This is a genomic window from Methanosarcina sp. UBA289, assembly GCA_002496565.1.
In the GTDB taxonomy this organism is placed as follows: domain Archaea; phylum Halobacteriota; class Methanosarcinia; order Methanosarcinales; family Methanosarcinaceae; genus Methanosarcina.
The window spans coordinates 1-26,345 of the sequence record DAKJ01000014.1 but is presented as its reverse complement, the minus strand read 5'-3'; the positions used below and the strand labels follow the sequence as shown (position 1 = coordinate 26,345).

The window sequence follows — 26,345 nt, the reverse complement described above, 5'->3', positions numbered from 1 at the left end:
CTACCGCCTGAAATCTCCGAGTCGAAAAATCTTACTACACTTTTTATGTCTAATAATCAATTGACTTCACTACCTCCTGAGATTTCAGAGTTGAAAAATCTTACTGAAATTGATATATCTAATAACCAATTAACTTCATTATCTTCTGAAATTTCAGAGTTGAGTAATCTTAAGAAGCTTAATATATCTCATAATCAATTAACTTTGCTGCCTCCTGAAGTATCAGAGTTAGAAAATCTTAATACATATTACATATCTGGGAATCAATCGACTCCACTGCCAGAACTTCCAATATCAAGTTTGCTGGGTTTCGAGTGGAAATATAGATTTGCAGAAGAAGGAGTGTTTTTAGAAGGAAATCCTCTTGAAAATCCTCCCATAGAGATTGTGAAAAAAGGTAGAGAGGCAATTAGAAACTACTTTGAGTCCCTTGAAGGAGAAAAAAGACCATTAAACGAAGTAAAGGTTTTGCTTGTTGGAGATGGGGGTTCTGGTAAGACTTCATTAGTGAAGAGGCTTTTAGGCGAAGGTTTTAATGGAAATGAGCATGAGACCCAGGGGATTAATATCAAGGGCTGGAAATTCAAAGATAGAGATAAGGAAATAAAAGTTAATTTCTGGGACTTTGGTGGGCAGGAAATAATGCATGCTACTCATCAGATTTTTCTTTCTAGAAGGAGTCTTTATATTCTTGTTCTGGATTCAAGAAGAGATGAAAAAGCTGAGTACTGGCTCAAGCACATAAGGAGTTTTGGAGGAGATTCGCCGGTACTGGTCGCATTGAACAAAATTGATGAAAATCCCTCTTTTGAATTGAATAGGAAGTTTTTGCGGGAGAAATACCCTTCAATTAAAGATTTCTTCCGAATTTCGTGTAAGGATAATAGAGGAATTGAGGTATTTTCCAGAAAGCTAAAAAAAGAAATTGCAAAAGTTGAACACCTGCAAATAGAATGGGCTAAAAGCTGGTTCAATGTGAAGACCAGACTAGAGAACATGAATCGTAGCATGAGCTGTAATTTCATTAATTATGAAGAATATCGGAATATGTGCTTGAAAGAAAACGTAGTTAGTAAATCGTCCCAAAATACCCTTGTTGATTTTCTAAATGATCTAGGAGTGATTGTGCACTTTAAGGAGATTTCACTGCTCGACACACATGTTCTTGAGCCTAGATGGATTACTGAAGGTATATATAAAATCATAAATTCGGAGATTCTTGTGAAAAGAAAAGGAGTTCTTCGGTTCAGTCTTCTGGACGATATTCTTGAGCAAGAAAAAGAAAGCGATTATTATTATCCTCCCAATCGTTATAACTATATAATTAATCTGATGAAAAAATTTGAGCTGTGTTATACAATTGATGAAGACACTGTACTCCTTCCTGACCTACTAGCCGTCCCAGAGCCAAATTTTGATTTTGATTCTACTGGAGCTTTAAAGTTTTTCATTGAATATGATTTTCTGCCACGTTCAGTTATGCCTCGCTTCATAGTGAAGATGCACAAGGATATAAAAGATGATTTGCAGTGGAGAACAGGTGTAGTTCTCGAAAATAAACAATTTAATTCCTGTGCTGTGATTAGGTCTGATAATGAGGCAAAAAGAATCTATATCAATGTAAATGATGGTCAGAGGCGCGACTATTTGTCAAGTATATTGTTCAACCTGCGGGAGATAAACAGCAGCTTCGAAAAGTTAAAAGCTGTCGAGAAAATTCCCCTTCCTGATGAACCCGGAATAGCTGTTAGTTATGATCATCTGGTCTATTTAGAAGAAATTGGTGAAGATAGGTACAGGCCTGAAGGATCAAGAAAGGCATACAATGTCAAGGACTTGCTTGGAACAGTAAATATTAAAAGAACAGAACAAGAGTTGCTTGAAGAGATCCTAAGTATTCTAAAGAATATGAATCAAAATGAAGAAGAAAAATTTGAACAGATTGTTTCAGTTTTAAGTAATCTAGCAATGAATCAAGCAGAAGAATCTGACAACCGGGAAACTCTGGCAAGAAAGTTAAATAAAATTGTAATGCTGCAACCTAACTGGAATGGACTTGGATTAAATATCAATGAAGCAATTGATTTGGCAATAGATCGATATTTTAAATGGAAAAGAAAAAGGAAATAAAATTTACTAAATTCAACAAAAATATATCTTTTAAGCTCTTAAAAACTCAAAAATCTTTTTTACTTTCCCGCATCCTCTATCTCGAACTTTACATTCCGCTTCTTAAGCTCTTTTATAATTTCTTCCATAAACACCCCAGGCCCCGGCGCATGCCTGTGATGGAATTCTTTTACCTTGCCTGGCTCTCCACCAATGCTGGTTATATCCACGCCGCAGGAGGGACTTTTCGGGACGCCGAGGATTTTTATTTTTACACCGTTTGCTGCAAGATCTTCGAGCAGGTCTGCAAAATGGGTAAAGATTTCTCTGCAAAAGCGCCTGTAGGCTGGATGGTCGAGCTGGTCTTTAGTAATTTCCCGGCGGCTCATGCCGAAAAACATGGCTTCAGGGCAGGGGAGCTGGATAACATTCGCACCCTGCGCATCGATAGGCTGGACTGGTTTTACTCCTTTTACCCTTACAAGAGGATTAAGCAAGCAGTGACTTATAACCAGAACTTCGTGTTTACCGCTGCCTATTGAGGGTTTTTCGGAAACCTGAAAACATTCATAAGTTTCCAGTTTTTTCATACAGTCACCATAATATCGCCTTTTATTCACCTGCTAATGTACATATTCTCTTTTCGTTTAACTCCAGTATTAAATTAATATTAACCTGATACTTACCTGAGTATTGGTCTTTATGAAAATAAGAGATTTTATATTTATCTTCCGCATATGTATTCGAAAATAGTATCTGTGAGCCTGCATACCATCTATATTTTTGCAGTATGTCAGGTATATTTGCAAGAGAAATGCAAGAGCATTGCTCTTATAATTGGAAGGTCACGGCACATGTATGAAGATTTTGGAACAATACTTAACAAAGGATTCAACAGCTGGATTAGAAACTTAAATATCTGTATTCCGTTCATCCTTAATTTTCTTATCAATATGATTCTTTATTTCCTTTTCTTCGGCTTGATAGGCATTCTGCTCTTTACTTCAAGCACCGGAAGTATAATAGATCCTGCTACTCTTTCCGAAGAGGAAATTGTTACCATGGTGTGGAAAGGGTTTTCTGAGAATCTCGGACTGTCCTTAGTTTTGATTCTTGGATTTTACCTATTTGCGACGTTCGTACAGTCCTTTTTCACAGCAGGAGCGATAGGGATGGCAAAAAAGGCCTCCGAAACCGGAGATGCCGGGTTCTATGATATGCTGGTTTCGGGTTCAAAAAATACATTCAGGCTTTTTCTGACATTCCTGCTGATTACCCTACTCCTGCTTGTAGGAATCATATTTATAGTGCCCGGAGCCTTCGCAGTAGGGGATATGAGTACGCTTATAGAAAATCCAGAAGCTTCGGTAAATGGCGTGGCCGCGCTCGCCATAGGAGTCATCCTCTGGACGGCTTATATAATAATTCTCAATCTTGTACTTTCCCTCTGTAGATATGCCCTTGTAATAGACGAGCTTGGACCCCTTGAGGCTTTGAGTGAAGGCTTTCGTTTCTTTACTAATAATAAGCTTGACGTATTCTTTATCTGGATAATCACTATTGGACTAGCTTTAATTAACAGTTTTGTCAGCGAATTTGCAGGCTCGGGAAGCATCATGTTCGCAGCAATTGCATCTCTAGTTCCGATTGTGATCCTGGAGCCTCTCACCGCTGTCCTGTGGACGCGCCTCTACCTTACCAGGAAAGGAGGAAAGCTCTATGATCCTTCATATTTGCTTTCTGACCCTGATAGCTTCTAAAAGGGCTCTTAGAAGCTACTATTTTATTTTTAAGCCCGGCCGAGCAATTTGCAGGCCTGGCACACATCTTCGGTGCATGTTTCCCCGCAAATCCTGCATTTTCCAATTTTTGCCGGTGGCATCTCCTTTGCAAGCGCTCCTGCAAGCTTGTCAAAGCCCCTGAGCAGGGAATATTTGGTTCCCGGATGGTTTGCCTCAAAATTATTCAGAAGCTCCCTTATCTCCCCCCGCAGGGCTTCTCCTGCATACGGGCATTCACTGAAGTCCACAGGAAGGGAATTTACAAGGGCGTAGAGTGCCACTTCTTTTTCAGGAATTTTCCTCAGAGGTTTTGCCCGCAAGACAAGACCTTCAATAGCTGCAGGCGGAGCAAGCCTGACCATGCGCTCCATATCTCCCCTGAAGTGATTGAGAAGAATTGTCTGGGCTTCATCATCTAGGTTATGCCCTGTGACAAGTTTTGTTGCCCCGATTTCAAGCGCAGCCTTATTGAGGACGTTTTTCCTGAGGACGCCGCAGTAGCTGCATGCGCCTTTTTCCCGGTCCATTGCAGCCAGCTCATCCATAGTTACTCCGTGTACCTCTTTGAAGGATTTTATTATATGCCGCACTCCAAGCATCTTAGTGAGACTTTTTGCAACTTCGAGAGAATGGGGACGATATCCTTGTATTCCTTCGTCCACTGAAATTGCAACGATTTCAATGTCCGGCCTGTTCCCCAGAATTTTATGCACTACATAGAGGGCAACCGAGCTGTCCTTACCCCCACTCAGGGCAACAGCTACTACATCATTTTTACAGATGCTGTACTCTTTTCGGATTGTCAGTTTGATTTTCCTCTCGACATCTTCTACAAAATGCTTCTTGCAAAGGTGCATTCCGGAATATTTCTGAAAAATGATGGCTTCATGATTGCATTTTTTGCATCTGATTGTCATTTGAATCCTTTTTTCTATCAATTGCCTGAAAATAATCTAAAAAGCTGAAACCTAACAAACACAGATAATAATTTTTTTAATTATGCTGTGCTAGAATTCTTTTAGGAAAGGAATCGCTCTTATATATGGCTTTTTATGTTTTTTACGGAAAAAAGTTTTTACAGCTTTTTTATTTATTTACCATATATTTTTTTCTTTTTATTTTCTTTTTATTTTCTTTTTATTTTCTTTTTATTTTCTTTTTATTTTCTGTTTGTCCTTTCAGGATACGAGCATTGTTTAGAATCTCTGTTTCCGGATGTATTATCCATGTCAGTAAATAAAAGTTAATTATTATGTAAATAATTACATATTATTTAGGCAGCAAGGAGATTTAATAATAAGATTATTCAATAAAAATAGGGCACAATTCGGATAAGCCTAGGTTAAAGGTTTCTTTCTTTTCACTTATCAGGATTATTGTAATCCGGGGAAAATTTTCAGTAAGAGGATCTACACGCTTTTACTGATCAATTTTCGAACCAATAAAGGGATTTTCATTTCCCCCTTATACTGAAAAAAATAAAAGTGAAGCAGAGAAAAAATAGAGAAAAGTAAAACAAAGAAAAAGAGGCATTAAATGAATCAGGATATTCCTGAAAGAGGGAGTGACAAAGAAGAAGGAGAAGAACAACCTCGAAGGGGGAGTGATGGAAAACGAGAGCAATCAGTAGAAATTGAACAGAACCAGCCTCGAAGAGGAAGTGCTGAAAGGCAGGAAACATCAGAAGAAAGCGAGAAAGAACAACCAGAGAGAGGAAGTGATGGAAGGTCGGACCAGTCAAGAGAAGCTGAAGAAGAAAAACCTGATAGAGGAAGTGACAAAAAACAAGAACTGCCGGGAAGAGGAAGTGACAAAAAACAAGATCAGCCTAGAAGAGGGAGCGGCTGAGGAATAAATGATCAGAAAAGGGGGTAGGCTAGAAGTTAAAGGCAGATTCAAAAATATCCTATAGAAGTTAAGGGCAGACCCAAAAATATTCGATAGAAATCAAATGAAGGATTGCAATAAGAAGAGAATTGAAGTGAGAGGTAAAAATAGTTAAGAGAGGGATTTGCCTCTCACTTCTTTTTTGCTTCTGATATTCCTGGAACATGGAGTGAGGAATGGCGAACCTCATTTCCGTTCCCTTCTTGAAACCTCTTCCGAACTGAAGATTGAGGAATGGCAAAAACCTCAATACATTCTGTTCGAGTGGGATTTCGTATTTGTGGAGGGCAGGGTTGAGGAATGGCGAACCTCATTTCCCTTGCTCTACGTTTTCGCTAAATGCTACTCATGAACCCCATTCAATATTAGCATTTAGAACTGCATTTAATAGAATATCAATCACATATAAAACATAAGTGGAAATGATTTTTTATTTTCTTTGATGTAATAAAGAATGCCCAAAATTTTTAAGCGGCTTATCATTACACACAGACTTAAATTATCTCCTTCCGCCAATCTCTATGAAAAATAACCCGGTTCTGAGCACAAGATATATATATTATAAATTTTTGAATTAACATGTTACATTTTCTGATTCCAAGTAGATTTATTATTTTCTGATATGTAGTTTTCTCTCTATCTTTTCTAATGCCAATCTTGAATAAAAATTAATCTCTTATACATGAGATTTAAAATATCTATAAATAGTGATAATTGTAACTACTGTGTATAGATCCTTAGGCTTTAGATAAGTTTTAAAGAAAAAGATCCTGAGGGATGGTCAAGTGGAAGATATCTCTTTACTCTTGCTTTTCTTTTCAGTTCTAGGAGGTTATCTGCTTGGTATAATTTCCGGGCTCCTACCTGGGATACACAACAATAATTTTGCGCTTGCACTTGTAGCCCTTGCGCCTTTTCTTGCTGAGAAAGGGCTTTCACCTTTTTACATATCTGCGATTATTCTCTCCAATGCTGTCTCTCAAACTTTTCATGATACAATCCCCTCTATATTTTTAGGGGCCCCAGACGGAGACACAGCGCTAATGGTCCTGCCAGGGCACAGACTTCTTCTTGACGGAGCAGGAGCTGAGGCAGTCCGGCTTTCAGCACTAGGAAGCGCAGGCTCGGTAGTTGCTTCCCTGATATTCGTGCTACCATTTTCTCTTTTCTTTAAGGCTGTTTATCCTTATATTGAAGCGCATATGGCATTGATTCTTATTTGTATCGTCTTTCTGATGCTTGCAAGTGAAAAAGGTGAAAATGTTGAAGATTCAAAGGAGAAAAGACCATTTGCAAAATATAAGTACAAAATTTTTGCCCTGATTTTGTTTTTGATTACAGGCGTACTCGGGCTTTTTGCTTTTGCCAGGGAATCGCTTATGGTTCCGGTTGTTAATTTTGGAGAGCCTTCCATACTCCTGCCCCTGCTGAGCGGGCTTTTCGGAGCTTCCCAGCTAATTATAAGCCTTCTCACAAGCTCGAAAATTCCCGAAGAATCCGTATCAGCACTCAAGCTTTCTCGAAAAAGAATTCTAAGAGGGATCCTTACAGGCAGCGCAGCAGGCTCGCTTGTAGCATGGCTGCCAGGTCTCTCTTCTGCAATTGCGGCACTCCTTACGGGTCTTGTTGCAAAAGTCGATTTTGACAGAATTCATCTTAAGAAAAAAAACTCCGAACCTGAGCTTGGAAGGTTAAAAACCTCTCTATATTCGGACCCTTATGCCAGTAATCCTGCAACGCTTGAAAGTTCAAAAGAATTCATAATTTCAAATTCCGGAGTAAACACCTCGAACGCAATTTTCGGTCTGGTCGCCTTTGTGGTGATTGGAAGGACTCGAAGCGGGGCAATGGTCGCCATAGAAGATATGCTAGGAACAAATAAGCTTGATATACCTGTATTATTGCTCTTTTTTGCTTCTATCGTATTAACGGCCCTGTTTTCCTACTTTTCCACGGTCTGGATAGGAAACAATGCCCATCTCTTTCTAAAGAAAGTTGATTATAGTAAGCTCTGTGCAGGTGTCCTTATTGGGCTTGCAGTAATGGTTTACCTCTTTACAGGGTTTTTCGGTTTTTTCATTTTTGTAATTTCGACTCCTATAGGCATGTTAGCCTCCTTTATGAATGTCAGGAAATCTCATGCAATGGGAGTCATTTTACTGCCTGTGATTCTATATTTCTTGTAAAAAACACTTTTTGAAATTTAGCTTGTATTTAGAGAATTTTTTTGTGTTCCAAAAATTTTATTTTTTCAATACGATGACATGTAAAAATATAAAACTTAAAATGTATTGGGCTGGAAATGTACAGAAAGCAAAAAAGCACCTGATATAAGAAGAAAACAAAAAGTTGGATAATGATAGATAAAGTCGAAAATATAAAATCAGGTTACAAAGGAAAAGAGTTAAGCTAGGTCAAAGTCAAAAAGTAATGTCAGGTCACGAAATCAAAAAGTAAAGCCAATGCAATAAAGATAGAAATAATGTGAAGTAGTAGATAATGACTGGTTTGAATCTAAATTGAAGACCAAGTCCGGATTAATAGATAGACCCAAGTAAAGTGAAAAATCCGAATAAATGAAAGTTATCAACCGGGGTTGCAGGATATGGAAGTAAAACTTGAACAGCGTTTAACTGAGCTCAGGGCAGAATATGAATCAGGGCAGAAAATCCTCAAAGACATTGAGTTAAAGCTTGCAGAGCTTGAAGATCGGAAAAAGAGCCTAAACGAGACCCTCCTTCGCATTAGCGGGGCAATCGACCTACTCGAAGAAGTGCTGGAAGGAAAAGCAGGTACTGAGGGGCCAGAAACCAGGGCAGGGCCAAGAACAATCACAGGAAACGTAGAGGTTCCGAATGTTGTAAGACAGCCCCTTGAAAAAGCTATTAAAATTCTGGAAGAAGCCGGGCTTACCGCAGGAGAGATCGTCGAGCAAAAAGGAATTCTCCCAATAGGAGTTATGGCAGGAGAAATCCTCAGGCAGGAACCGAAGCCAGGCACGAAATCCCCGGCCGGGTCAGCCGTAAAGCTCGTAGTTGCGATAAAAGGCAAGCTTTTGCCACATAATAAATACTCGCTGTGCGACTCTTTTTCCGACCGCACATGAACAAAGCTGAGGAGGGTTTAAAACGGAAGCTTATTCTTCCAGAGCAAACATTTCCCTGAACGAACTTAGGGAACACTGCAGGGCAGCAATTTCAGCCTTTTCCGCGCTTGAGCATTCCGAGAGTCAGGCATCCCAGAGGCTCTGCCTGGAAAAATTCCTCAACGAGTGCCAGGGCGTTTCAATGGTCTTATGGCACAATAACGATAGAAAACTTGAGAAACATCTCAGATCCGTATTCTCAGTCTCGAACAATTCTCCTCTTTCTCCAGCAGCTTTTTCCGAGCTGAAAGCCGTGATTAAAGGAATAGAAAAAGATAAAGTGGCAGAAGTAAAAAAAACTGAAGGAATAGAGAATAATGAGGGAATAAAAAAAGCTGGAGAAAACGAAAAGGCTCGAGAAATAGAAAAAACCTTGAGGAACAAAAAGAAGCAAGGTTCAATGGGAGAAGATGCCGATCAAGGAAAATCGGCCTCTTTTCTATATAATACGAACGCAAAAAAACTTATCTTTCACGGGAAAAACTATAAAATCCTGCCTCTTTTTCTGGCTGTAAGAGACCTTTATGCCTCCCTGCCCTTTTTTGAAGAACTTCAGGCCTGCGCCGAGCGGCTTGAAAAGGATCCTCAGGACGCCACAGCCCTCTTTCAGAAAGCCGTACTCATGTATAAGGCTAGGCGGTTTGAAACTGCCCTGCAGCTTACTGGAAAGATTCTAAAAATCATTCCTGATGATCACAGAGTCTGGTATAACCGGGGTGTTATTCTCGTGGAGCTGGGCCTGCTTGAAGAAGCACTTGCGGCTTATGACAGGACAATTGAGCTTGAACCGGCTTTTGAAATTGCCTGGGACAACAAAGGAGTTGTGCTTGCAAGGCTTGGCAGGTTTGAAGAAGCCCTCGAGACCTACGATAAAATTCTTAGGAGATATCCTGAATATGCTGAAGCCTGGGCAGGAAAAGGCTCTATCCTTTCAGCCCTGGGCCGAGAAGAAGAAGCCTTTGAAGCTTACAGTTTCTCCCTTCGAATCAGGCCCGATTACCTTGAAGCCCTGATCTCGACCGGCAGCCTGCTTTCCAGCCTGAGCAGGTATGAGGAAGCCCTGAAAATTTACGATAAGGCGCTTCAGCTTGCCCCTACAGAGCCTCGCCTCTTGGCAGCCAGGGGATTCGTCCTCTCGAAAATGGATAAACAGGAAGAAGCACTGGATAATTGTAATCGGGCTCTGGAATTGAAACCTGGCTTTATTCCTGCGCTTGAAACAAAGGTAAAAATCCTTTCGAAAATCCACCTACGGAACGCCAGATCCTCTAAGTAACTTCTTCTCTTCGCTTTTTGAGTTTAAGAGTCGAATTTACTCCCCTTTTTACAGGGCAGCTTTATATTCGGTAAAATTCGAATCAGAAAAGGTATATCTCATTGAAAACAAAAATGCAGAATACCAGTTTTAGCTCTGGTTCCATGCGTGTAATGTAAAAATGGCCAGGTGTGGTAAAGCCCTGAAGGGTACGGAATGAGCTTTCACTGGAAAAGCGAGGATTCCGATATGACAGAGGAAAATGTGAGTGCGAAGATGGATAAGACGAAGCAAAAGGAATCGGAAGCGGTGGAAAGAACCGGAGAGCCTGAAGATCTCAGGCAACTCCTTATGAAGGCTGGCGAGACTGATAATTACGAAGACAAACTTAGACTGTATGATAAAGCCTTAGTTCTGGACCCTCTATACCTCGATGCGTGGATCCAGAAAGGTTTCGCCCTGGACAGAATGGGAAAATCAACAGAAGCTCTTGCCTGCTATGACAAGGCTCTTGAAATTGATCCTGAAAACCTGGGTATAAGGTGCCTCAAGGGTTTTGCCTTCAATAATTTAAAGGAGTTTGAAAAGTCGATAGATTCTTACGACGAAGTCCTGAAAGTAAAACCTGACGATGTATTCTCACTATATCAAAAAGGCTCAGCTCTAGAAAGCCTTGGCAGATATGGGGAAGCTATGCAGTGTTACGACAAAGCGCTTGAGATCGATCCTACTGATGTCCTTATTAGAGAAAAGAAATTAAGGCTTCTAGAAATTATTTATAAAAAAGGAACTTTAGAGGACTCTCCGGACAGCGGATTCAACTGAATAAGAAATCATAAAGATTAGAAAGGAATTTATAATTAGAAACAAGTTGCAACACAGATCAAAGAATCGCAGGGATCAGTAAAAGTGAGGAAGTAGTATCAAAAAATCGAAAAATTCTGAGAAATATAAGGCCGAAAATCGGCCTTTAATTTTTACTTGCTTTGCTAGCTTCTTCTTCTATCCTGATTTCCTCAACGACTTGCGTAAGCTTTTCCTTTATTTTTATTATGGCGTCAACAGCTTCGCCGCCTACCTCAATCGGAGCTCGTTTTTCCAGGTCAGCCTGCATTAACTTAGGGTCAAAGGGAATCTCTCCAAGCACTTGTATGCCCAGCTCTTCAAGCTTATCGTTGACTTTTCCCGAGCCTCCTTTATTAATTACGGCAGCAAGGTGTTTTATCCCTATTTCGGAAGAAAGCTTTTTTATTCTCTCAGCCGTTTCAAGCGATCTTGCCCCTGGCTCAACTACCACTATCATGAGGTCCATTCCCCTTGTAGTGCCTCTTCCGAGATGTTCAATCCCTGCTTCCATATCAAGAATCACTGCACTCTTTTCCCTTAACATAAGGTGCCTGAGAAGAGCCCTCAGAAAAGCTGAGGCAGGACACATGCACCCGCTTCCGCCGCGGTCAACAGTGCCCATAACAAGCATTCTGACTCCATCGGGCCCTATTACTCCATATTTACTTGCAATGTCATCTACTTTGGGGTTGTAGATGAAAGCTCCGCCTTCGGCACCTGCCCTTTCCTGAATTAGGTCTTTGAAATCTGTCAGGGGCTTTGGGGGATTTTCTACTCCAAGTGAAGATGCCAGATTCATATCCGGATCTGCATCTATTGCCAGTACCTCGTATCCATCCCTTGCAAGTAATCTGGCTAGAGTGCCTGAGAGAGTTGTTTTTCCAACGCCGCCTTTTCCGGTAATTGCTATTTTTATGAGGATTCCCCCTGAACATTGATTAAGATCAACTATTTTAGATCTGTAAATGATTCAGATTAATTGTTAATTCAGACTAATTATAATAATTTCTTAAGCAGGGATATAGCCATCAAGCTGTTTATACTTATTCATTTATCCCTGGCTTCATCCCATTATTCCTAAAAGAGTATTGTTTAAAGTCATTTCATTTGAAAAGAGTTAAGAAATGAATTAATCTAACATAAAGTAAAGAATTAATTCCCTGAATAAAGTAAAGAATTGATTTCCTGACTAAAGTAAAGAATTGATTTCCTGACTAAAGTAAAGAATTGATTTCCTGACCATAAAGTAGAGGATTAATTACCTGACTACTATAAGGTAAGGAATTATTCCTTATCCAATTATGAAATCGAACCCGTGGTCTGCAGCGACCTGTTTGAGATATTTCTCTATATGGTTTCCTTCCCGTTTTGAAAAACCTGCGTCGCGGGCAAGCCTGTCGAGCACTTTTTGAACCCCTGTCCCATACTGGATTGCTTTCTTTTCTTTCCAGAGAAGTTCCGAAGGAAGCAGACCATCTGCGGCTTTTCTAAGAATATACTTTCTTATATAGAGGCCGTCTCTTTTAAGGACTTTAAGTTCAGGGCAGATTGCAAGCCCTGTTCTTATTACTTCCTTATCCAGGAAAGGCACCCTAAGTTCCACAGAATTGGCCATGGTAACCATATCGTCCCTTTCAAGGTTAACAGCTGAAATATTTTTGATGTCTGAGCAGATCTCCCTGTCAAGCACCTCAGGCCCCTGCTCAAAGAAGCCCTCATGCCTGCTGTAACCAGCAAAGAGTTCGTCTGCGCCCTGACCAGTAAGAAGGACTCTTTTTCCGTCTTCTTTTGCAGTCTTCGCAACAAAGTACAGAGGAAGTCCAATTGCAATTTTCATAGGGTCCGTTGATTCTGTCGAATAGATTACATCCGGAATTGCGGCTTCGATTTCTTCGGGATAAATTATGCGAGTCTTGAGGGAATCCTTCATGTCAGCAGCTTCAGCAGCATATTGAGCCTGAACAAGATCATGGGAATTCTGAAGCCCGACGGCATAAAGGGAAATCGAAGCATCAATACTTTTTGCAAGGGCCGCTAAAAAAGTACTGTCAATGCCTCCGGAAAACGCAATTCCTGAATTGTTTGTAAGCCTGATCTCCACAGCTTTTTCAAGTGCCGCCTTCAGGTAGGAGGCGGCTTCATGCTCTTCCGAGATTCTTTCTTCAGGAGGTTCAATGTTAAGGGATTTTTCTTCAAGCCTTCCGTTTAGGATATTGAAAGTCATGACTCTACCAGGCCGAAAGGGCTTTATACAGCTTATCTGGCCGGAAAAAGCCTTTTTTTCGGAGGCAAAATTGATTTTCGGTTTTTCTACTTCATTATCCAGGGAATAGAAAAGAGGTTTGACTCCTACAGGATCTCTGGCCAGTATAATCTCTTTATCTAAAGCATAGGCAAGAGCGTAATCTCCATTTACTCTGGAAAGCGTGGAAAAGACCGCATTTATTGGGGATTCTCCGTTCTTAATTTTCGCTTCGATGAGGGAAAAAAGCACTTCAGTGTCAGAATTGGTTTTTATCCCCTGCTCAACCGCAAGTTCCCTGAAATTGAAGATTTCTCCATTGAGTATTAGCGCCCCTTTTCCAACCAGAGGCTGGGGCATATCGCCTGTGATTTTAAGCAGGGTATTTCCTATACTCAGTCCTTCGGCCTGATAGGTTCCGCAAGCATCAGGTCCCCTATGCCCAAGGGCTGCAAGCATTCTTTTTATATCTTCACTCGTGTCAGGAGTGCCGGCTGCTCCTGCTATTCCGCACATGTTTACTCCTTTTTTCTTTCTGTTCAGTGTATACAGGCGCTCTATCTCTATTTATCATTTTTCCATATCATGAGAGCATATTGAACTCAGAATAGTAAGGACTGCAGACTTAAGAGTAATAAAAAATGGAGTAACTATCCAGCTTGAGTAAAACAATATCATTAGCCTTCTTTATGAAAAATTAAAGAGGAAAACACTCTAAATTAATTTTTTTAATCATTGGCGACTAATATTTTTTCCACAGGTCGTTACTTGAGTTTATCAGTTAAGTTACAATCGAAATTAATAGATTGAATTTACATAAACTATATAGACATAATAAGATAAGTTTATTAACCGTCGGCTGTTATTGGAACTGGAAATCGCTTATAGAGAATAGCCACCTCTGAGATGATATCAATGGATTCAATGGAAAAAATATTTGGAAAAACCGCACAGATGACAGTCCTTAAAAACTTGATTGATAACCGAAACGAGCCGACATATCTTTCAGGGATAGCTGAAGAGACTGGATTATCCCACTCCAGTGTATCAAGGGTTATCGAACCTTTGGTATTGTCAGGCATTGTTCAAGAAAAACCCCTGGGAAGGCAAATCCGAACTTTCCAGCTGAACATGGATAATGAGGCAACAAATGTTATAATAGATTTTTACAACAAAATAAATCAGATGATAAATTAAGTCTGAATAATAAGTAGCATGGGAAATTTCGATTTCCCAAGTATTTTTTGTTCCCAATTGCTTTTTGATTTTGTTCCCAATCTCTTATTTCTAGTTTTATCCTCAATCCCTTTATTTCTAGTTTTGTCCTCAATCCCTTATTTCTGTTTTATCCTCAATCTTTTGTTTTTCAAAACTACACATACTAAAAACTATACATACTAAATATAGAGATAATCAATAAGAGATTCTATAGCTAAATTATAACTTATTTTTCTTCTGCCTTTCTTCATACGATTCAGCGCTTCCACTTTCAGAATAATTAAACAGATCACTCTGAGCATATTGTCCCTTAAAGATAACCATTTTAAACAGTAATTTAGAGCAAAAGACCAGAAAATAAACATTTTAATGAAATTTAGAAAATTATGAACATTCACATCTTAATCCAAGACTCATCTCTGATACCCAGCCATCCTCCTACATTCAAGCAAATAAAGACCCATAAGATTAAATAGCTTTTATCCTTATTTCCCTTGAAATCGGTGATGGAAAGGCGAGTTAAAAACTAGCTAACGCCCAAAAATAAATAAAAGGTATGTTAGAACAACCAGATGCCTTATGATTATTATGGTACATACTGATAATTATTTACCTTTAAATCTTATTTAATCCCGCATTAGGATCCCGAAAAATGGGGATATAGGTTAATTTCAAAATTTAAAATTGAGGCTTATAAAAATGCAGTACCAGGCAACAGTTAGAATTGAACAGAAAGCAGGTATGCTTGACCCTGAAGGCACCACTGCAAAAAGGGCTCTCGGACAACTTGGCTACCAAGTCAGCAGCGTAAAGACAGCAAAGCTGTATGAAATCGTGCTAGAAGCCGAATCTGCCGAGATTGCAGAGCAGAAAGTTGATGAGATGTGCCAGAAACTTATCGCAAACCCAATCGTCCACAATTACACAATCGAGCTCAAGGAACTTAATTGAGCTGTTGCTGATAACCGATTGAGACGTCAGAAAAGCCAAAACTTTGGAAATTGAGGGAAAAAAATGAAAATTGCCATTCTTCAGTTCGGAGGCACAAACTGCGACCTGGATGTCCTGCATGTCCTTAAAGACGTAGTAGGTGTGGATGCCGAAACTGTCTGGTACAAGCAGGAAGATCTGACAGGTTTTGACGGAGTCGTTGTTCCTGGAGGCTTCTCCTACGGCGACTACCTCAGGGCAGGAGCTATTGCAGCCCGTACTCCAATAATGAACTCAGTAAAAAAACTCGCCGCAGAAGGCAAGCCTGTGCTTGGAATCTGCAATGGCTTCCAGATTCTCACTGAGGCCCGGATGCTTGAGGGAGCCCTGACAACTAACGAGTACCCGAAATTCCGGTGCCACTGGACTAACCTCAGGGTAGAGACCGTTGATACGCCTTTCACCTCGAAGTTCAGGAAAGGAGAGGTTATCAGGATGCCTATTGCCCATATGGAAGGACAATTCTATGCCGAAGAAAAAACCTTGGCCGAGCTTGATGAGAATGAGCAGGTTGTCTTCCGCTATGTGGATGAAAATGGGAAAGTAACGGATGCAGTGAACCCTAACGGTTCTCTTGAAAATATTGCAGGAATAATAAATACTTCAAGAAATATATTTGGTCTCATGCCTCATCCTGAAAGAGCCTCGGAATCGATCCTGGGCTCAGATGACGGGGTGAAGGTTTTCGAGTCCATGGCGGACTATATTACTGAGAACTTCTGATTAGTCCGCTTTTATTCTTTAGTTTTATATTTCCTAACTCATTTTACCTCTTTAATTTTTATTTTATTTTAATATAGTTTAATTTTCCTTTAATTTGTTTTATTTTAAATTAATTTGCTTTAATGACACCCTTTCCTGAGTTTTATGCGTTTGTCCCTCACAATCTTATATTAATCATTTTTATCTATCTCGGTTTTCTTTCTATAACCTTTCTTTTTTTCTAAGATAATTTAATGCAGCTCCAAGCCTTAGGCGTCTGGTAAAGTACATGATTTCCGATTGAAGGAGGATTTATCGAAAATACAGATAAAGATAAGTTCAGGCTCATTTTTCAGAATATATATTTCAAAATCTTTTTATCATCTCAGATTATTATTCATACGAGTTATTAAAAAAACAATACTTGTCTTTCTATCTATATAGCTTAAAATTAAGGGGAGTATTTGGTTATGAAAGGAAAATTAATTCAAAATGTTTGCATAGTTTTCCTGCTTGTGCTTGGGGCAACAGCTACTCAAGCTAATGCTGCAGTTTTTACCGTAGGCATTAATGGAGGAGAAAACTATAGTTCCATTCAGGAAGCTGTCAATAATGCACAGAATGGAGACACAATCCTTGTAAGCCCTGGTGTATACAGGGAAAATGTAAACGTGAATAAAGAACTTACAATTATCTCAAGCGAGCTTTCTGGTGACCGGGTTAACCGTACTTATGTGATAGGCGCAGTTCCGACAAATGATGTCTTCGGGATCAGCTCAAGTAATGTGACAATAAGTGGTTTCCATATCGTAGGAGGACCTTCAGGAATTGATGGATATCAGGAGGTCGGGCTTTACCTTGACGGCGTACAGAATTGTTTGTTAAGTAACAATACCCTAATGTTGAATGATGCTGGTATTGCCCTCAATAATTCTCAGCGTAATCTCCTTGACAACAACATAATAGGCCTTGGAAATGATGGAATTTCCCTGTCCAGATCTAACGAAAATCGGCTGTTAAACAACATGGTAACGACAAACAGCGAGGGAATACGGATGGACAATTCTACTAACAATACCTTCCTGAATAATACCGTAGATTCAAATGAAATAGGGATTGTCCTGGCCACGTCAAGAATGAACATGCTTGAACACAACTTGGTCTCAAGAAACAATAATGGACTAATCCTCACTGAGATGTCGGAATCCAATACCCTGTTTAATAATAGCCTGTACATGAATGGTGTTGGGATATATCTTAAAGGATCATCTGGAAACATGATTTACCTGAATAAGTTCTTCAACTTCCTGAACGCCGAGGACGAAGGAAAGAATACCTGGAATACCAGTTCAGCAGGCAATCTGTGGGAAGACTATAACGGAACAGATGCTGATGGAAACGGTATAGGAGACACGCCTTACATTGTCAACCAGACAACTGGAAGCATAGATTACTTGCCTCTCGCAAATAATATTTCCTCAGGCGGCACCCAGTGAAAAGCGAGTGGCAACAATAGTACCTGAATGTGTTACAAGCGAACGAATGAAAACAAATGATTGAACGAAGATACAGGTAAATTATTACCAGTAAGATTTTAAAATAGATTTTCCCTTTTAAAATCTTTATTTTTTAGAATGATTTTTATTTTTAAGACCTTTACAAAGGATCTTTTAAGGTTTTTAATTTGAAGATATTTTTTAAAATGTATTTTCAGTAATCTTTTTTTTCCAGCTTTTTTGCAGTCTCAGGATTAATTACTTCGATTCGTCCTTTTTCAACTCTTCCCTGATATTTTCTACAGTCTGCCAAGAATGTCTGACAATATTGGGAAATTCCCCAGAATGCTCTTTTCCCCATTTCAGTAGGAATTCTTTTGTCTTCGGGTCTGATGGGTAACCGCTGCCGAAATCCACATCCCATTCTTTCTTGAGTTCTTCTATCAGCTCATCCCTGTGCACCTTTGCAATAATAGAAGCTGCCGAAACCGTGGGATAAATTGCATCTGCCTGATGCATGGAGATTATCTCTATTTTCTTTGCGTGGTCAGGGCTGGTTTTTGCATACTGCCTGCGAAGGTTTTCTGCAAAACGTTCGGCTTTGATGTCAGCAGCATCTGCAAATACGAGATCAGGTTTTAGCTGTTCAAGAACTTTTGAAAAACAGACCACCATAATTTCATTCATTGTCATGATCTTTCGTAGTTCGTCAATCTGTGAAGGAGTGACCTCAAGAATAAAAAAGCCGTCTGCGTGTTTTTTAATCTGAGCTGCAAGTTGCTCCCGCTTTTTCGGCGTCAGTTTCTTGGAATCCGCAACTCCGAGCACTTTAAGGATATGGGCTCTGGATTCCTCAATTTTTACGCCTCCTATGCACATGGGCCCGATTACAGGGCCTTTTCCGGCTTCATCAATTCCTGCGATCATCATTTTCCGGCTACCTCCTGATTTAAGGGAAGAGGACATTTATTATTTATAAAAGTAGGTAAAGGTATAGTTTACCTACCAAACCATGAAAACTATTTATAAAAGTATGTACGGGTTTGAGTACTATATCCCTAGCTGCTTTTAACAGTATGGATCCTTTTTAAGGAAAATCTCATATTACACTACTCGGTTTTCCCTCATTCAGTTATTTTCTTCCAGGTTGTATTTCCGCCCATAATATATATTCTCCCAAGTTTCCGGCCTTTAGGCTTTCAATAGCTTAAAGGCACGCTGGGGTTCTTCAAAAACCTCTTTAAACAAAAACATTAAATCTGAAGCTGAGTATGTTTGGAGTTAAGTTATCCATATCTAAAGGACGAATCACTAATGCCAGTAATTACCTTACAGTACGATGATCTCGAGAAACTCACAGGAACCGATAAGGAAACCATCATAAAAAGGGTGCCCATGATAGGGGCTGATGTCGAAAGGGTTGAAGACGAATATATCGATATTGAATTTTTCCCAGACAGACCTGACCTTTACAGTGTAGAAGGGGCAGCCAGGGCAATGCGGGGTTTCCTGGACCTTGAGACCGGACTGTCCGAATATGAAGTAAATCCCCCTAAAGTTTCAATTTCGGTCAGCGAGGAAATCCTGAAAATCAGGCCTTTTCTTGGATGTGCGGTCGTAAGGGGCATGAAATTCACATCCTCATCCATAAAATCCCTTATGGACCTTCAGGAAGACCTGCACTGGGGACTTGGAAGAAACAGGAAAAAAGTGTCTATAGGCGTGCACGACCTCACAAACGTTAAGCCGCCTTTCAGGTATATGGCAGTCGACCCGAGTTTTGAGTTCGTGCCGCTTGATTATACCGAAAAGATGAGCATGACCGAAATCCTGGAAAAGCACCCCAAAGGAACGAGATTTGCTCATCTTGTCAGGGGTTTTGAGAAATACCCGATAATCCTGGACGCAAACGATAATGTGCTGTCCTTCCCGCCTATAATAAACGGGACACTTACAAGTGTGACCGAGCGCACAACCGACCTATTTATTGATGTCACAGGGCTTGGAGAGGCCGTGTACACCGCCCTGAACATTGTTGTTACCGCCCTTGCGGAAAGAGGTGGACAGATCGAATTCGTAAGGGTTTTCAGGCCAGACTGCGGAGAACTTATCCTGCCTGACCTTGAACCGAAGACTAGGTTCCTTACAAAAACTGAGGTAAAAACCCTTCTAGGTATGGAACTCTCTTTAGAAGAAATCGTTAAACAGCTTGAGAGAATGCGCTTTGGGGCAAAAGCCCTTGATGAAGAAACCATCGAGGTAAAAGTCCCGGCTTACAGGGCCGATATTCTTCATAACTATGACCTTGTAGAGGATATCGCCAAAGGCTATGGGTACGAAAACATCAAAGTAAGTATTCCCGAAACCTATACCGCAGGAAAGTCTCACCCAATTTCCCTGCTTCGCGATCCTGTAAACGATATAATGGTAGGGCTTGGCTATTATGAAGTCATGCCTTTCACGCTCACCAGCGAAAAAATCAATTTTGAGAATATGCGCAGGCAAAAAACGGATGATGTCACCTATGTCCTCCACCCGATAAGTGAAGATCAGACAATGATCAGGACAACCCTGCTTCCGAACCTTCTTGAAATTCTTGCCTTAAACCAGCACAGAGAATTGCCTCAAAAGATTTTTGAATTCGGCGAGGTAGTAAATAACGAAATAACCGGCCAGCATGTAGCTGCAGTCTCGATTCACCCTCAGGCTAACTTTACCGAGATTTATGAGGTTGTAGACGCCCTTATGAGAGAAATGATGCTTCCGTATGAAGTAAAAGAGTCAGAAGACCCCGCATTCCTCGAAGGCAGGCGGGCCGATGTCTATGTCAACGGCAAAAAACTCGGAGTCTTCGGAGAATTCCATCCTGAGGTCATAAGCAATTTTGCCCTCGGATATGCAGTTGTCGGATTTGAACTTGACCTCAATGACCTTATTGGTTAACATTGGTTAAAGATTAGATTTTCAATTGAGAGGAGACTTTTATTTTATTTTATTTTATTTTATTTTATTTCATCTTTTCTCCTCTCCTTTTCTTCCCTCTTCTATTCTATTCGACTCTATTCGATTCTATTCGATTCTTCATTTATCTCTCAACATTTTTTCCATATCGGCTGCTATTTTTCGGACTTCGGAGATATCTTCAGTCTCAGCCAGCATGTATGTAAGCTCAAGCAGCCTTTCTTTCAGGGAGCCAAGTTCATCAAGGGCAAAATTAAGTTCTTCAAGAAGGACTCCCAAGGGTTTTGTCTCGGATATATCTGAAAATTTTTCAGGGCCTGATTCTATAAGGGAAAGTGTCTCAGGAGAACTGAGGTCAAGATCACATTCTTCCTCGAAATCTCCTTTCGGGAGCGTTTTAAGCCATCTCACACTCCTGACGTGACTGATAAAGTCGCTGAGCTGTCGGTATTCGTAATCTCCTGTAACCTTTCCGATAAGTATCTCGTTCCTTGTTTTAAGCGGAACTGCTACAAGGTCTCCTTTCTTTATTCTTGTGATAAATGAGTATATCTCTCCTGCCCAGGCAGAGCTACGGTCTTCCTGCATCCCGGGAAATTTTTCAAGCATTATTTTCTTTACCTGCGCTTCGTTTTTAATGCCGGAAAAATCCGGGAATTCAGCCCATCCTATTGTAATTATACTGTTTTCCAGAATAATCTCTTCATCTTCCAAGGTGCCTGCAGCTTTGAGCAACCAGAATTTCATAACCTGCCTCCTTTTCATTTTAATTTTCCATTTTTCTAGAAATTCTACTTATTATTTCCATTCTTACCGATTCGCAGGTTTTTATAATTAATTAATCATTTTACTGCGTTTCCTAATCTCCACTACAAAAAGCTTTAAATTTTTATTTCAATTTGCATGTGTGAACAAAGAGGTATTTGTCGGGGTTGACGGCTGTCGAGCCGGGTGGTTTGCAGTGTTCCTGGCTGTCGGACATGATCAAAATTGCGAGTGGGAAATTGGGCTTTTTCCAAATTTTTCGTCCCTTATTGATTTCCTGGATAACAATTACGGACAGGCTGATCCCCTTATCCTGATTGACATCCCTATCGGCTTAAAAAACGGAGGCTTCGAGGAGTGGATCTCTGATAAAGTAGCACGCCACATCCTGAAAGCCCGAAAGTCCAATATTTTTCCGGTGCCATGCAGGGAAGTGGTATATGCGGAAAGTTATGAGAAGCCTGTGAGATCAATAAAAAACTTACAGGAAAAAGCATTTCCATGCAGTCCTGGAACATAATTCCCAAAATCCTGGATGTGGATACTTTTCTGGTAAAAATGAAGTTTTCAGGGAAAAAGTAAAGGAAACAGCGCCTGAAATTTGTTTTCAGGCATTTAATGGGTCTCCTATGAAATATCCAAAGAAGAGTCCAGAAGGCTTTTCTGAAAGGGTGAAGGCTCTTAAATGTATTTGCCTGGATGCAGAAAAAATCGCGGAATCTGCATTTTCAAAGTACAGGCGGAACGACCCGGTATATGGCTGGCAATGGTCCCGGTCCTGCCCTCTCGAAGCCGCAGGAAAAACCGTAGGTGACTATCTCCAGGGCTACCTCGAAAAATCAATGAGTCCCCAACACGGGGCTATGTATTGGGCAACAGGAATACGAAACTGGACCTGTTCAGGCACACTCTCAGAAAAAACAAAAAAAGCCGAGTCAATTAGAAGCCTTACTAAACGATATTTTCTCAAGGGTGTAATAATCAGCCTTAATCGGCTTCAGATCGTCTCACAGGAAGGACAGCATAAGCCTATTCTCGCACAAACCAGCCACAGAAAAGCCTAACAAGCCCAATAAAGAAAAAGCCGTAAAACCAGAAAAGCTAGATCTCTCCTTCAAGACTGCCAGCATGATAACACAGGCATACCTCAAAACATCCAGGGGGCTATAACACGGCATCCCTAAGAGACAGCCTAACACAGGCAGAAAGGGTAATCATATTCCAGGCAAAGCCCGTAAGATCACTAGAAGAAGACCCTATCCTTAAACGCAGGCGCAGGGAGCCTTTACCCTCAGAAAAAAAATCTGGAAACAAGACATTGTTAAAGAATCTGCCAGGGGGCTTTAACCTGGCAAGCCGGCTTAAATCCAACACAGAGCCAGCAAAAAAAGAGTCCTATAACACAAAAATGAAGTACCCAGGAAAAGAGGCTTACCATTTTCCTGCAGGCTCCTCTCATACCTCCCCTTGCACGAGCCCGTACTTCCGATCTCCCGAATACCGGGAAAAAAAGCCCAATGGTTCCGGGAAGCAGGGATCACAGCAGGCGCAGCAATTCCCAGAGAACAGGACCATGGCGAAAAACCCGACGAAGAAGAAACCGAAGAGGGAGACTATGACAATTAAAACCCTCATCACTCTTTCCTTTTTACTCATAGCCTGCTACACAGACCTTATAACTCGGAAAGTTCCCAACAAAATAACCTTTATCTGGCTCATTATAGCCCTTATTTTCGTAGGGTATGAAGGATTAACAAGGGTACTCCCTATCTCCTCACAGTGGGCTTATCCTGGGCAAGCATGAGCCTAATAACAGGCTTACTATTTAGAGCCTATAGAAAATGAGTAAACGGAATATAATAATAAATGTAAAATGTATTTAATTTACAGATATATTAAAATGATAAATTTTAATCATGCCAAGTAGATAGATGATTCAACGGAACATGGGAGACAATTAAAATGGTGATGACGGAATATAATAACAATTTTAATCAATTTGCACTTAAAATGCAAATAATTAAAAGAAAAGTAGATCCCGAATGTCTGACTGGTTTGTACTATTCTCAAGTTAAGCACGACATAAAACGAAAAATAAAAGATGATACTGAGTTATTATTGATTCGGATAATTCCTAAAAATCCAATTTCCGAAAAATGGATACTTGAATCTCTAATGTATCTACAAAGGGAGTTTACGTCGATTATAACTGTCCCTAAAAATAATGTTAACATGAAAAAAGAAGAATTTGAAGAGTTTGAAATGATGTTTAATTGTAATATTTTACTAGATTAAACTCCATAAAGAACCGCGATTTCTTTTGCATATTTCTTTGAGTTGAAATAATCATCTGATACATTTTTCCCAATTTCATTTTGATAATTACTGGATTCTTTCTTATAAGAAAATACCTCATGAGCACGGAAATTTGCATATACCGTGTCAACATCCTGTAATATAGTGTCAATACTATTATTCTGGCAAATTGGACAATTGCAAAACGTATTTAATTTCAAATGATTTTTTATATTTTTACATTTGAATGTACTATAGTCAACCGGATTAAAGTATCTAGACTCAAGTGATTGTTCAATCTTTTGCTTATCGGTCATACACCCCATCTGGATTCCAAATCTTTTTGCACTATTGGGGTGAGCTATTCCAGTATTCATCGTGTCTATTCCGTAGTAATTTAGTAATACACTCATTGTTCCATCCCAATTAACTACTCTGAAAGATCTAGGAACTGAAAATGCATGTACCCAGATATTCATCGGGCTTAGTTGATTTTTGATTGCAAACAATAGTGGTCGATTCTCACGTCTTAAACTTGCTCCAATACAACTAATTATATCAGTTTTGTTCCTTAACAAGTTGATGTCAAACCCCTCATTAGCTATTCCCATCAACTCTTTTCCGATGCCTTCAAAATGTTTCCATTCATAAGCTCGATCTAAAACGGTTTTATACTCTTCTGTAGAAAATAAGTTGGGTATTTCAATAACATCTGCACCTACATCGTCTTGTAATTGAAGTAAAATATCTACTTCCTGTCCAGATAGCGTTTCTACATCACTACCGAACTCGAAATGAAGAAGTTTCCTTTTAACTCCGGCATCTTTCATTGGTTTGAGACCAGAGTTAATGGATTTCTTAACTTTGTTATATTCATCTAAGTTCCCCGAAATTAATAGCAGTGTTTGTTTATCTATCCATTGAGTATATACCCCTACATCTATATTTGGAAAATTACTGTTGTTTACAAATGATGAGTCAATTAGACTAGTAATATCTTTTTGATTCGGTAAATAATCAGGAGTTTGTATTTTTATACCATTAATATTTAGACTCCCTTCTCTACCACCCATATCTCTATTTTTGATGTCTATAGCCATATTATCCCCTAAACTTCATCTAAATAGGTTAAACAATCATAATATGGTTTATACATAGTTAACTTTTTCCGCAAGTATGTGAGTCATATCTTATATCTAATTCTTTTCTTTCGAATAATTATACAATTTAAATCCTGAATAAGCAAAGCTCACCCAAAACCAAAAACGAAAGCAATACACAGTACGAAAAACTTAACGGTCTAAAAAGAGCCTGTCCTGAAAGACTCGAAGCCAGCCTAAAATTAAACAGAATAAGTAAATTCGGATATTATAACAAAGAAACTAAAGAATTCGTCTATACTAACACCATCAAACAAGAAATAGACGAACTCTTCCAAACCTATTGTAACCGGGTCCGCAAAGAAAAAATAGTTCTCTCCCGCGCTCCCGATAAAAACCCGGTCTTCGCTCAGGATATAGTAATCAACTATCAAACCTCTCCCTGGCATATCTGCTTACTCTATGCAGTAAGGCCGGAAAGGAAAACATACAAAATTTTCCTTTCATGCTCCCTATCACTGCAGGCTTTCTACTCACTCTTCTATAGATTTATCTTACACAGAGTAATTCTATTTACGAAATTTATTTTAATTTTCTTAATCGAAGATTGGGGGCCATTGTCCCCATGGTCCCCATTGTCCCCATGGTCCCCAAGTTATAGTACTTCCAGCATTCGGGCCAAAATTACATGTGCATCCTGAATCAGAGCTTTCTGAGTCAGATCCTCTATTAATTGTTGCTCCTGCGTTTGGTGCAAGGTTTACTGTTGCTCCTGCAAACGGTCCTATGTTAATTGTTGCTCCTGCAAACGGTCCACGGCTTTGTGTGGCTCCAGCATTTATCCCTCTATTGAAAGTTTGTCCTGAGTCTATCCCTCTATTAATAGTCGCCCCTGCATTAATCCCTGAATTTTTGGAAGGCGCAGTAAAGGAATTTCCCGGGTTGGGTCCAGTATTATAGGTATTTCCTGTTTTCGGTCCAATGTTATTTGTAGTCCCTGCGTTCGGCCCACTATTGACGTAGCTCCCAGCTTCATGTCCAATGTTTGTGGTTTTTCCGGATCCTGGCCCAATGTTAGCTACATTCCCCGGGTGCGACCCAAGGTTAAGGGTATCAATTGTCGGGTTCTCAGCTGCTGCTGCAACCGCTACAGGTAATAAAAAAGAAAGCACTAGCAAAAGAAACAACGTCATTTTTTTTCTGTCAAATATTTTTCTTTTTATTTCCATCACTCCCCATCTTGTTATTTAATTAACATAATTTTATGCTGTTATTTTCCAAATCCGTTTTTGCAGCTTAAGGTAAAAGATTAAGTTCCGTTTTAAACTTGCATTTATTTTCGAAATGCAATAAACATTGAGAGCATGTTTTATAAATTTACAAGGATTTTCGACTTTTATTAGCTTAGTAATACTATAAGTGAGCGATATATTAAATGCGAGGAATTTATAATAAGAATTTTATACATATGATTATATTTGATGTCGTCATAAAATTAGTCTAATTTTTCAGAACTATGAATTTTGCAAACTATAGTCTTCAACGCAACTTAT

Annotated in this window: 26 protein-coding genes and 1 pseudogene; 18 read left to right on the top strand and 9 right to left on the bottom strand. The window is 39.7% G+C overall.

Features of this window, described 5'->3' with window-relative positions:
• Positions 1-2,130: COR domain-containing protein (locus tag BP549_RS04280; RefSeq protein WP_292378441.1), on the top strand; the 2,130-nt coding region annotated here is incomplete at its 5' end.
• 59 nt (positions 2,131-2,189) lie between these two features.
• On the opposite strand, the gene BP549_RS04275 is transcribed toward BP549_RS04280, so the two are convergent.
• Positions 2,190-2,699, bottom strand: coding sequence for a 2-thiouracil desulfurase family protein (locus BP549_RS04275; protein ID WP_292378440.1), 510 nt, complete (start codon positions 2,697-2,699; stop codon positions 2,190-2,192).
• 213 nt (positions 2,700-2,912) lie between these two features.
• Here BP549_RS04275 and BP549_RS04270 point away from each other — a divergent pair, with 213 nt between their 5' ends.
• Positions 2,913-3,869 (top strand): hypothetical protein, encoded by a 957-nt coding sequence (locus BP549_RS04270; RefSeq protein WP_292378439.1) that lies wholly within the window; start codon positions 2,913-2,915, stop codon positions 3,867-3,869.
• Positions 3,870-3,898: 29 nt separating this feature from the next.
• Here the strand turns inward: BP549_RS04270 and BP549_RS04265 are convergent, their stop codons facing one another.
• Entirely contained in the window at positions 3,899-4,807 is a 909-nt protein-coding gene (locus BP549_RS04265) for a TIGR00269 family protein (protein WP_292372593.1), read from the bottom strand.
• A gap of 619 nt (positions 4,808-5,426) precedes the next feature.
• On the opposite strand from BP549_RS04265, the gene BP549_RS04260 reads away from it, so the two are divergent.
• The 6 genes from BP549_RS04260 (at position 5,427) to BP549_RS04235 (ending at position 11,002) form a co-directional block, all read left to right on the top strand.
• Positions 5,427-5,738 (top strand): hypothetical protein, encoded by a 312-nt coding sequence (locus BP549_RS04260; protein ID WP_292378436.1) that lies wholly within the window; start codon positions 5,427-5,429, stop codon positions 5,736-5,738.
• A gap of 181 nt (positions 5,739-5,919) precedes the next feature.
• Positions 5,920-6,129: a hypothetical protein gene (locus BP549_RS04255; protein ID WP_292378434.1), complete on the top strand. Its 210-nt coding sequence runs from the start codon at positions 5,920-5,922 to the stop codon at positions 6,127-6,129.
• A 433-nt stretch (positions 6,130-6,562) separates the two neighbouring features.
• Positions 6,563-7,963: a tripartite tricarboxylate transporter permease gene (locus BP549_RS04250; RefSeq protein WP_292378431.1), complete on the top strand. Its 1,401-nt coding sequence runs from the start codon at positions 6,563-6,565 to the stop codon at positions 7,961-7,963.
• Between the two features lie 419 nt (positions 7,964-8,382).
• Complete coding sequence (locus tag BP549_RS04245) at positions 8,383-8,883, top strand: PASTA domain-containing protein (protein ID WP_292378427.1); 501 nt, start codon at positions 8,383-8,385, stop codon at positions 8,881-8,883.
• Positions 8,884-9,064: 181 nt separating this feature from the next.
• Complete coding sequence (locus BP549_RS04240) at positions 9,065-10,198, top strand: tetratricopeptide repeat protein (protein ID WP_292378424.1); 1,134 nt, start codon at positions 9,065-9,067, stop codon at positions 10,196-10,198.
• Between the two features lie 195 nt (positions 10,199-10,393).
• Complete coding sequence (locus BP549_RS04235) at positions 10,394-11,002, top strand: tetratricopeptide repeat protein (protein WP_292378423.1); 609 nt, start codon at positions 10,394-10,396, stop codon at positions 11,000-11,002.
• Positions 11,003-11,147: 145 nt separating this feature from the next.
• Here BP549_RS04235 and BP549_RS04230 read toward each other — a convergent pair whose 3' ends face one another.
• Positions 11,148-11,945, bottom strand: coding sequence for a carbon monoxide dehydrogenase accessory protein CooC (locus BP549_RS04230; RefSeq protein ID WP_292378445.1), 798 nt, complete (start codon positions 11,943-11,945; stop codon positions 11,148-11,150).
• A gap of 369 nt (positions 11,946-12,314) precedes the next feature.
• Positions 12,315-13,781, bottom strand: a complete 1,467-nt coding sequence (locus BP549_RS04225; RefSeq protein WP_292378421.1) for an asparagine synthetase B family protein — start codon at positions 13,779-13,781, stop codon at positions 12,315-12,317.
• A gap of 399 nt (positions 13,782-14,180) precedes the next feature.
• Between BP549_RS04225 and BP549_RS04220 the strand changes: the two genes are divergently transcribed.
• From BP549_RS04220 to BP549_RS04205, 4 genes are all read left to right on the top strand, one after another.
• Positions 14,181-14,462, top strand: a complete 282-nt coding sequence (locus BP549_RS04220; RefSeq protein ID WP_292372577.1) for a MarR family transcriptional regulator — start codon at positions 14,181-14,183, stop codon at positions 14,460-14,462.
• A gap of 720 nt (positions 14,463-15,182) precedes the next feature.
• Entirely contained in the window at positions 15,183-15,434 is a 252-nt protein-coding gene (purS, locus tag BP549_RS04215) for a phosphoribosylformylglycinamidine synthase subunit PurS (RefSeq protein ID WP_292378420.1), read from the top strand.
• Positions 15,435-15,497: 63 nt separating this feature from the next.
• Complete coding sequence (purQ, locus tag BP549_RS04210) at positions 15,498-16,196, top strand: phosphoribosylformylglycinamidine synthase subunit PurQ (RefSeq protein WP_292378417.1); 699 nt, start codon at positions 15,498-15,500, stop codon at positions 16,194-16,196.
• A gap of 449 nt (positions 16,197-16,645) precedes the next feature.
• On the top strand, positions 16,646-17,671 hold the full coding sequence (locus tag BP549_RS04205) for a right-handed parallel beta-helix repeat-containing protein (protein ID WP_292378414.1): 1,026 nt from the start codon (positions 16,646-16,648) through the stop codon (positions 17,669-17,671).
• 258 nt (positions 17,672-17,929) lie between these two features.
• Here BP549_RS04205 and rnhB read toward each other — a convergent pair whose 3' ends face one another.
• Positions 17,930-18,601 (bottom strand): ribonuclease HII, encoded by a 672-nt coding sequence (rnhB, locus tag BP549_RS04200; protein ID WP_292378412.1) that lies wholly within the window; start codon positions 18,599-18,601, stop codon positions 17,930-17,932.
• 384 nt (positions 18,602-18,985) lie between these two features.
• On the opposite strand from rnhB, the gene pheT reads away from it, so the two are divergent.
• Complete coding sequence (pheT, locus tag BP549_RS04195; RefSeq protein WP_292378409.1) at positions 18,986-20,614, top strand: phenylalanine--tRNA ligase subunit beta; 1,629 nt, start codon at positions 18,986-18,988, stop codon at positions 20,612-20,614.
• Positions 20,615-20,752: 138 nt separating this feature from the next.
• On the opposite strand, the gene BP549_RS04190 is transcribed toward pheT, so the two are convergent.
• Complete coding sequence (locus BP549_RS04190) at positions 20,753-21,379, bottom strand: restriction endonuclease (RefSeq protein WP_292378406.1); 627 nt, start codon at positions 21,377-21,379, stop codon at positions 20,753-20,755.
• Between the two features lie 160 nt (positions 21,380-21,539).
• Between BP549_RS04190 and BP549_RS04185 the strand changes: the two are divergent.
• From BP549_RS04185 to BP549_RS04165, 5 genes and pseudogenes are all read left to right on the top strand, one after another.
• Positions 21,540-21,979: pseudogene (locus tag BP549_RS04185) on the top strand (DUF429 domain-containing protein).
• Positions 21,907-22,461: a DUF429 domain-containing protein gene (locus BP549_RS04180; RefSeq protein WP_394339059.1), complete on the top strand. Its 555-nt coding sequence runs from the start codon at positions 21,907-21,909 to the stop codon at positions 22,459-22,461. Before BP549_RS04185 ends, BP549_RS04180 begins: the two are co-directional and overlap by 73 nt.
• 403 nt (positions 22,462-22,864) lie before the next feature.
• On the top strand, positions 22,865-23,023 hold the full coding sequence (locus BP549_RS04175; RefSeq protein WP_292378402.1) for a hypothetical protein: 159 nt from the start codon (positions 22,865-22,867) through the stop codon (positions 23,021-23,023).
• Complete coding sequence (locus tag BP549_RS04170; protein ID WP_292378399.1) at positions 23,013-23,201, top strand: prepilin peptidase; 189 nt, start codon at positions 23,013-23,015, stop codon at positions 23,199-23,201. The genes BP549_RS04175 and BP549_RS04170 overlap by 11 nt, the downstream gene beginning before the upstream one ends.
• A gap of 158 nt (positions 23,202-23,359) precedes the next feature.
• Positions 23,360-23,692: a hypothetical protein gene (locus BP549_RS04165; protein WP_292378398.1), complete on the top strand. Its 333-nt coding sequence runs from the start codon at positions 23,360-23,362 to the stop codon at positions 23,690-23,692.
• On the opposite strand, the gene BP549_RS04160 is transcribed toward BP549_RS04165, so the two are convergent.
• The 3 genes from BP549_RS04160 to BP549_RS04150 all read right to left on the bottom strand — a co-directional run bounded on the left by BP549_RS04160 (position 23,689) and on the right by BP549_RS04150 (position 25,985).
• Positions 23,689-24,792, bottom strand: coding sequence for a hypothetical protein (locus BP549_RS04160; RefSeq protein WP_292378396.1), 1,104 nt, complete (start codon positions 24,790-24,792; stop codon positions 23,689-23,691). The two genes, BP549_RS04165 and BP549_RS04160, sit on opposite strands and share 4 nt — an antisense overlap.
• A 242-nt stretch (positions 24,793-25,034) precedes the next feature.
• Positions 25,035-25,241, bottom strand: a complete 207-nt coding sequence (locus tag BP549_RS04155) for a hypothetical protein (protein ID WP_292378394.1) — start codon at positions 25,239-25,241, stop codon at positions 25,035-25,037.
• 147 nt (positions 25,242-25,388) lie between these two features.
• Complete coding sequence (locus tag BP549_RS04150) at positions 25,389-25,985, bottom strand: hypothetical protein (RefSeq protein WP_292378392.1); 597 nt, start codon at positions 25,983-25,985, stop codon at positions 25,389-25,391.
• Positions 25,986-26,345 lie beyond the last annotated feature (360 nt).

Excerpts from the sequence above, each read along its gene's own strand:
- BP549_RS04220 (WP_292372577.1), top strand. The coding sequence starts at position 14,181 with ATGGATTCAATGGAAAAAATATTTGGAAAAACCGCACAGATGACAGTC.
- BP549_RS04190 (WP_292378406.1), bottom strand. The coding sequence starts at position 21,379 with ATGAAATTCTGGTTGCTCAAAGCTGCAGGCACCTTGGAAGATGAAGAG.
- purS (WP_292378420.1), top strand. The coding sequence starts at position 15,183 with ATGCAGTACCAGGCAACAGTTAGAATTGAACAGAAAGCAGGTATGCTT.
- purQ (WP_292378417.1), top strand. The coding sequence starts at position 15,498 with ATGAAAATTGCCATTCTTCAGTTCGGAGGCACAAACTGCGACCTGGAT.
- BP549_RS04225 (WP_292378421.1), bottom strand. The coding sequence starts at position 13,781 with ATGTGCGGAATAGCAGGAGCAGCCGGCACTCCTGACACGAGTGAAGAT.
- BP549_RS04170 (WP_292378399.1), top strand. The coding sequence starts at position 23,013 with ATGACAATTAAAACCCTCATCACTCTTTCCTTTTTACTCATAGCCTGC.
- BP549_RS04260 (WP_292378436.1), top strand. The coding sequence starts at position 5,427 with ATGAATCAGGATATTCCTGAAAGAGGGAGTGACAAAGAAGAAGGAGAA.
- pheT (WP_292378409.1), top strand. The coding sequence starts at position 18,986 with ATGCCAGTAATTACCTTACAGTACGATGATCTCGAGAAACTCACAGGA.
- BP549_RS04205 (WP_292378414.1), top strand. The coding sequence starts at position 16,646 with ATGAAAGGAAAATTAATTCAAAATGTTTGCATAGTTTTCCTGCTTGTG.
- BP549_RS04265 (WP_292372593.1), bottom strand. The coding sequence starts at position 4,807 with ATGACAATCAGATGCAAAAAATGCAATCATGAAGCCATCATTTTTCAG.
- rnhB (WP_292378412.1), bottom strand. The coding sequence starts at position 18,601 with ATGATGATCGCAGGAATTGATGAAGCCGGAAAAGGCCCTGTAATCGGG.
- BP549_RS04160 (WP_292378396.1), bottom strand. The coding sequence starts at position 24,792 with ATGGCTATAGACATCAAAAATAGAGATATGGGTGGTAGAGAAGGGAGT.
- BP549_RS04150 (WP_292378392.1), bottom strand. The coding sequence starts at position 25,985 with ATGACGTTGTTTCTTTTGCTAGTGCTTTCTTTTTTATTACCTGTAGCG.
- BP549_RS04240 (WP_292378424.1), top strand. The coding sequence starts at position 9,065 with ATGGTCTTATGGCACAATAACGATAGAAAACTTGAGAAACATCTCAGA.
- BP549_RS04165 (WP_292378398.1), top strand. The coding sequence starts at position 23,360 with ATGGTGATGACGGAATATAATAACAATTTTAATCAATTTGCACTTAAA.
- BP549_RS04275 (WP_292378440.1), bottom strand. The coding sequence starts at position 2,699 with ATGAAAAAACTGGAAACTTATGAATGTTTTCAGGTTTCCGAAAAACCC.
- BP549_RS04235 (WP_292378423.1), top strand. The coding sequence starts at position 10,394 with ATGAGCTTTCACTGGAAAAGCGAGGATTCCGATATGACAGAGGAAAAT.
- BP549_RS04245 (WP_292378427.1), top strand. The coding sequence starts at position 8,383 with ATGGAAGTAAAACTTGAACAGCGTTTAACTGAGCTCAGGGCAGAATAT.
- BP549_RS04155 (WP_292378394.1), bottom strand. The coding sequence starts at position 25,241 with ATGCCAGGGAGAGGTTTGATAGTTGATTACTATATCCTGAGCGAAGAC.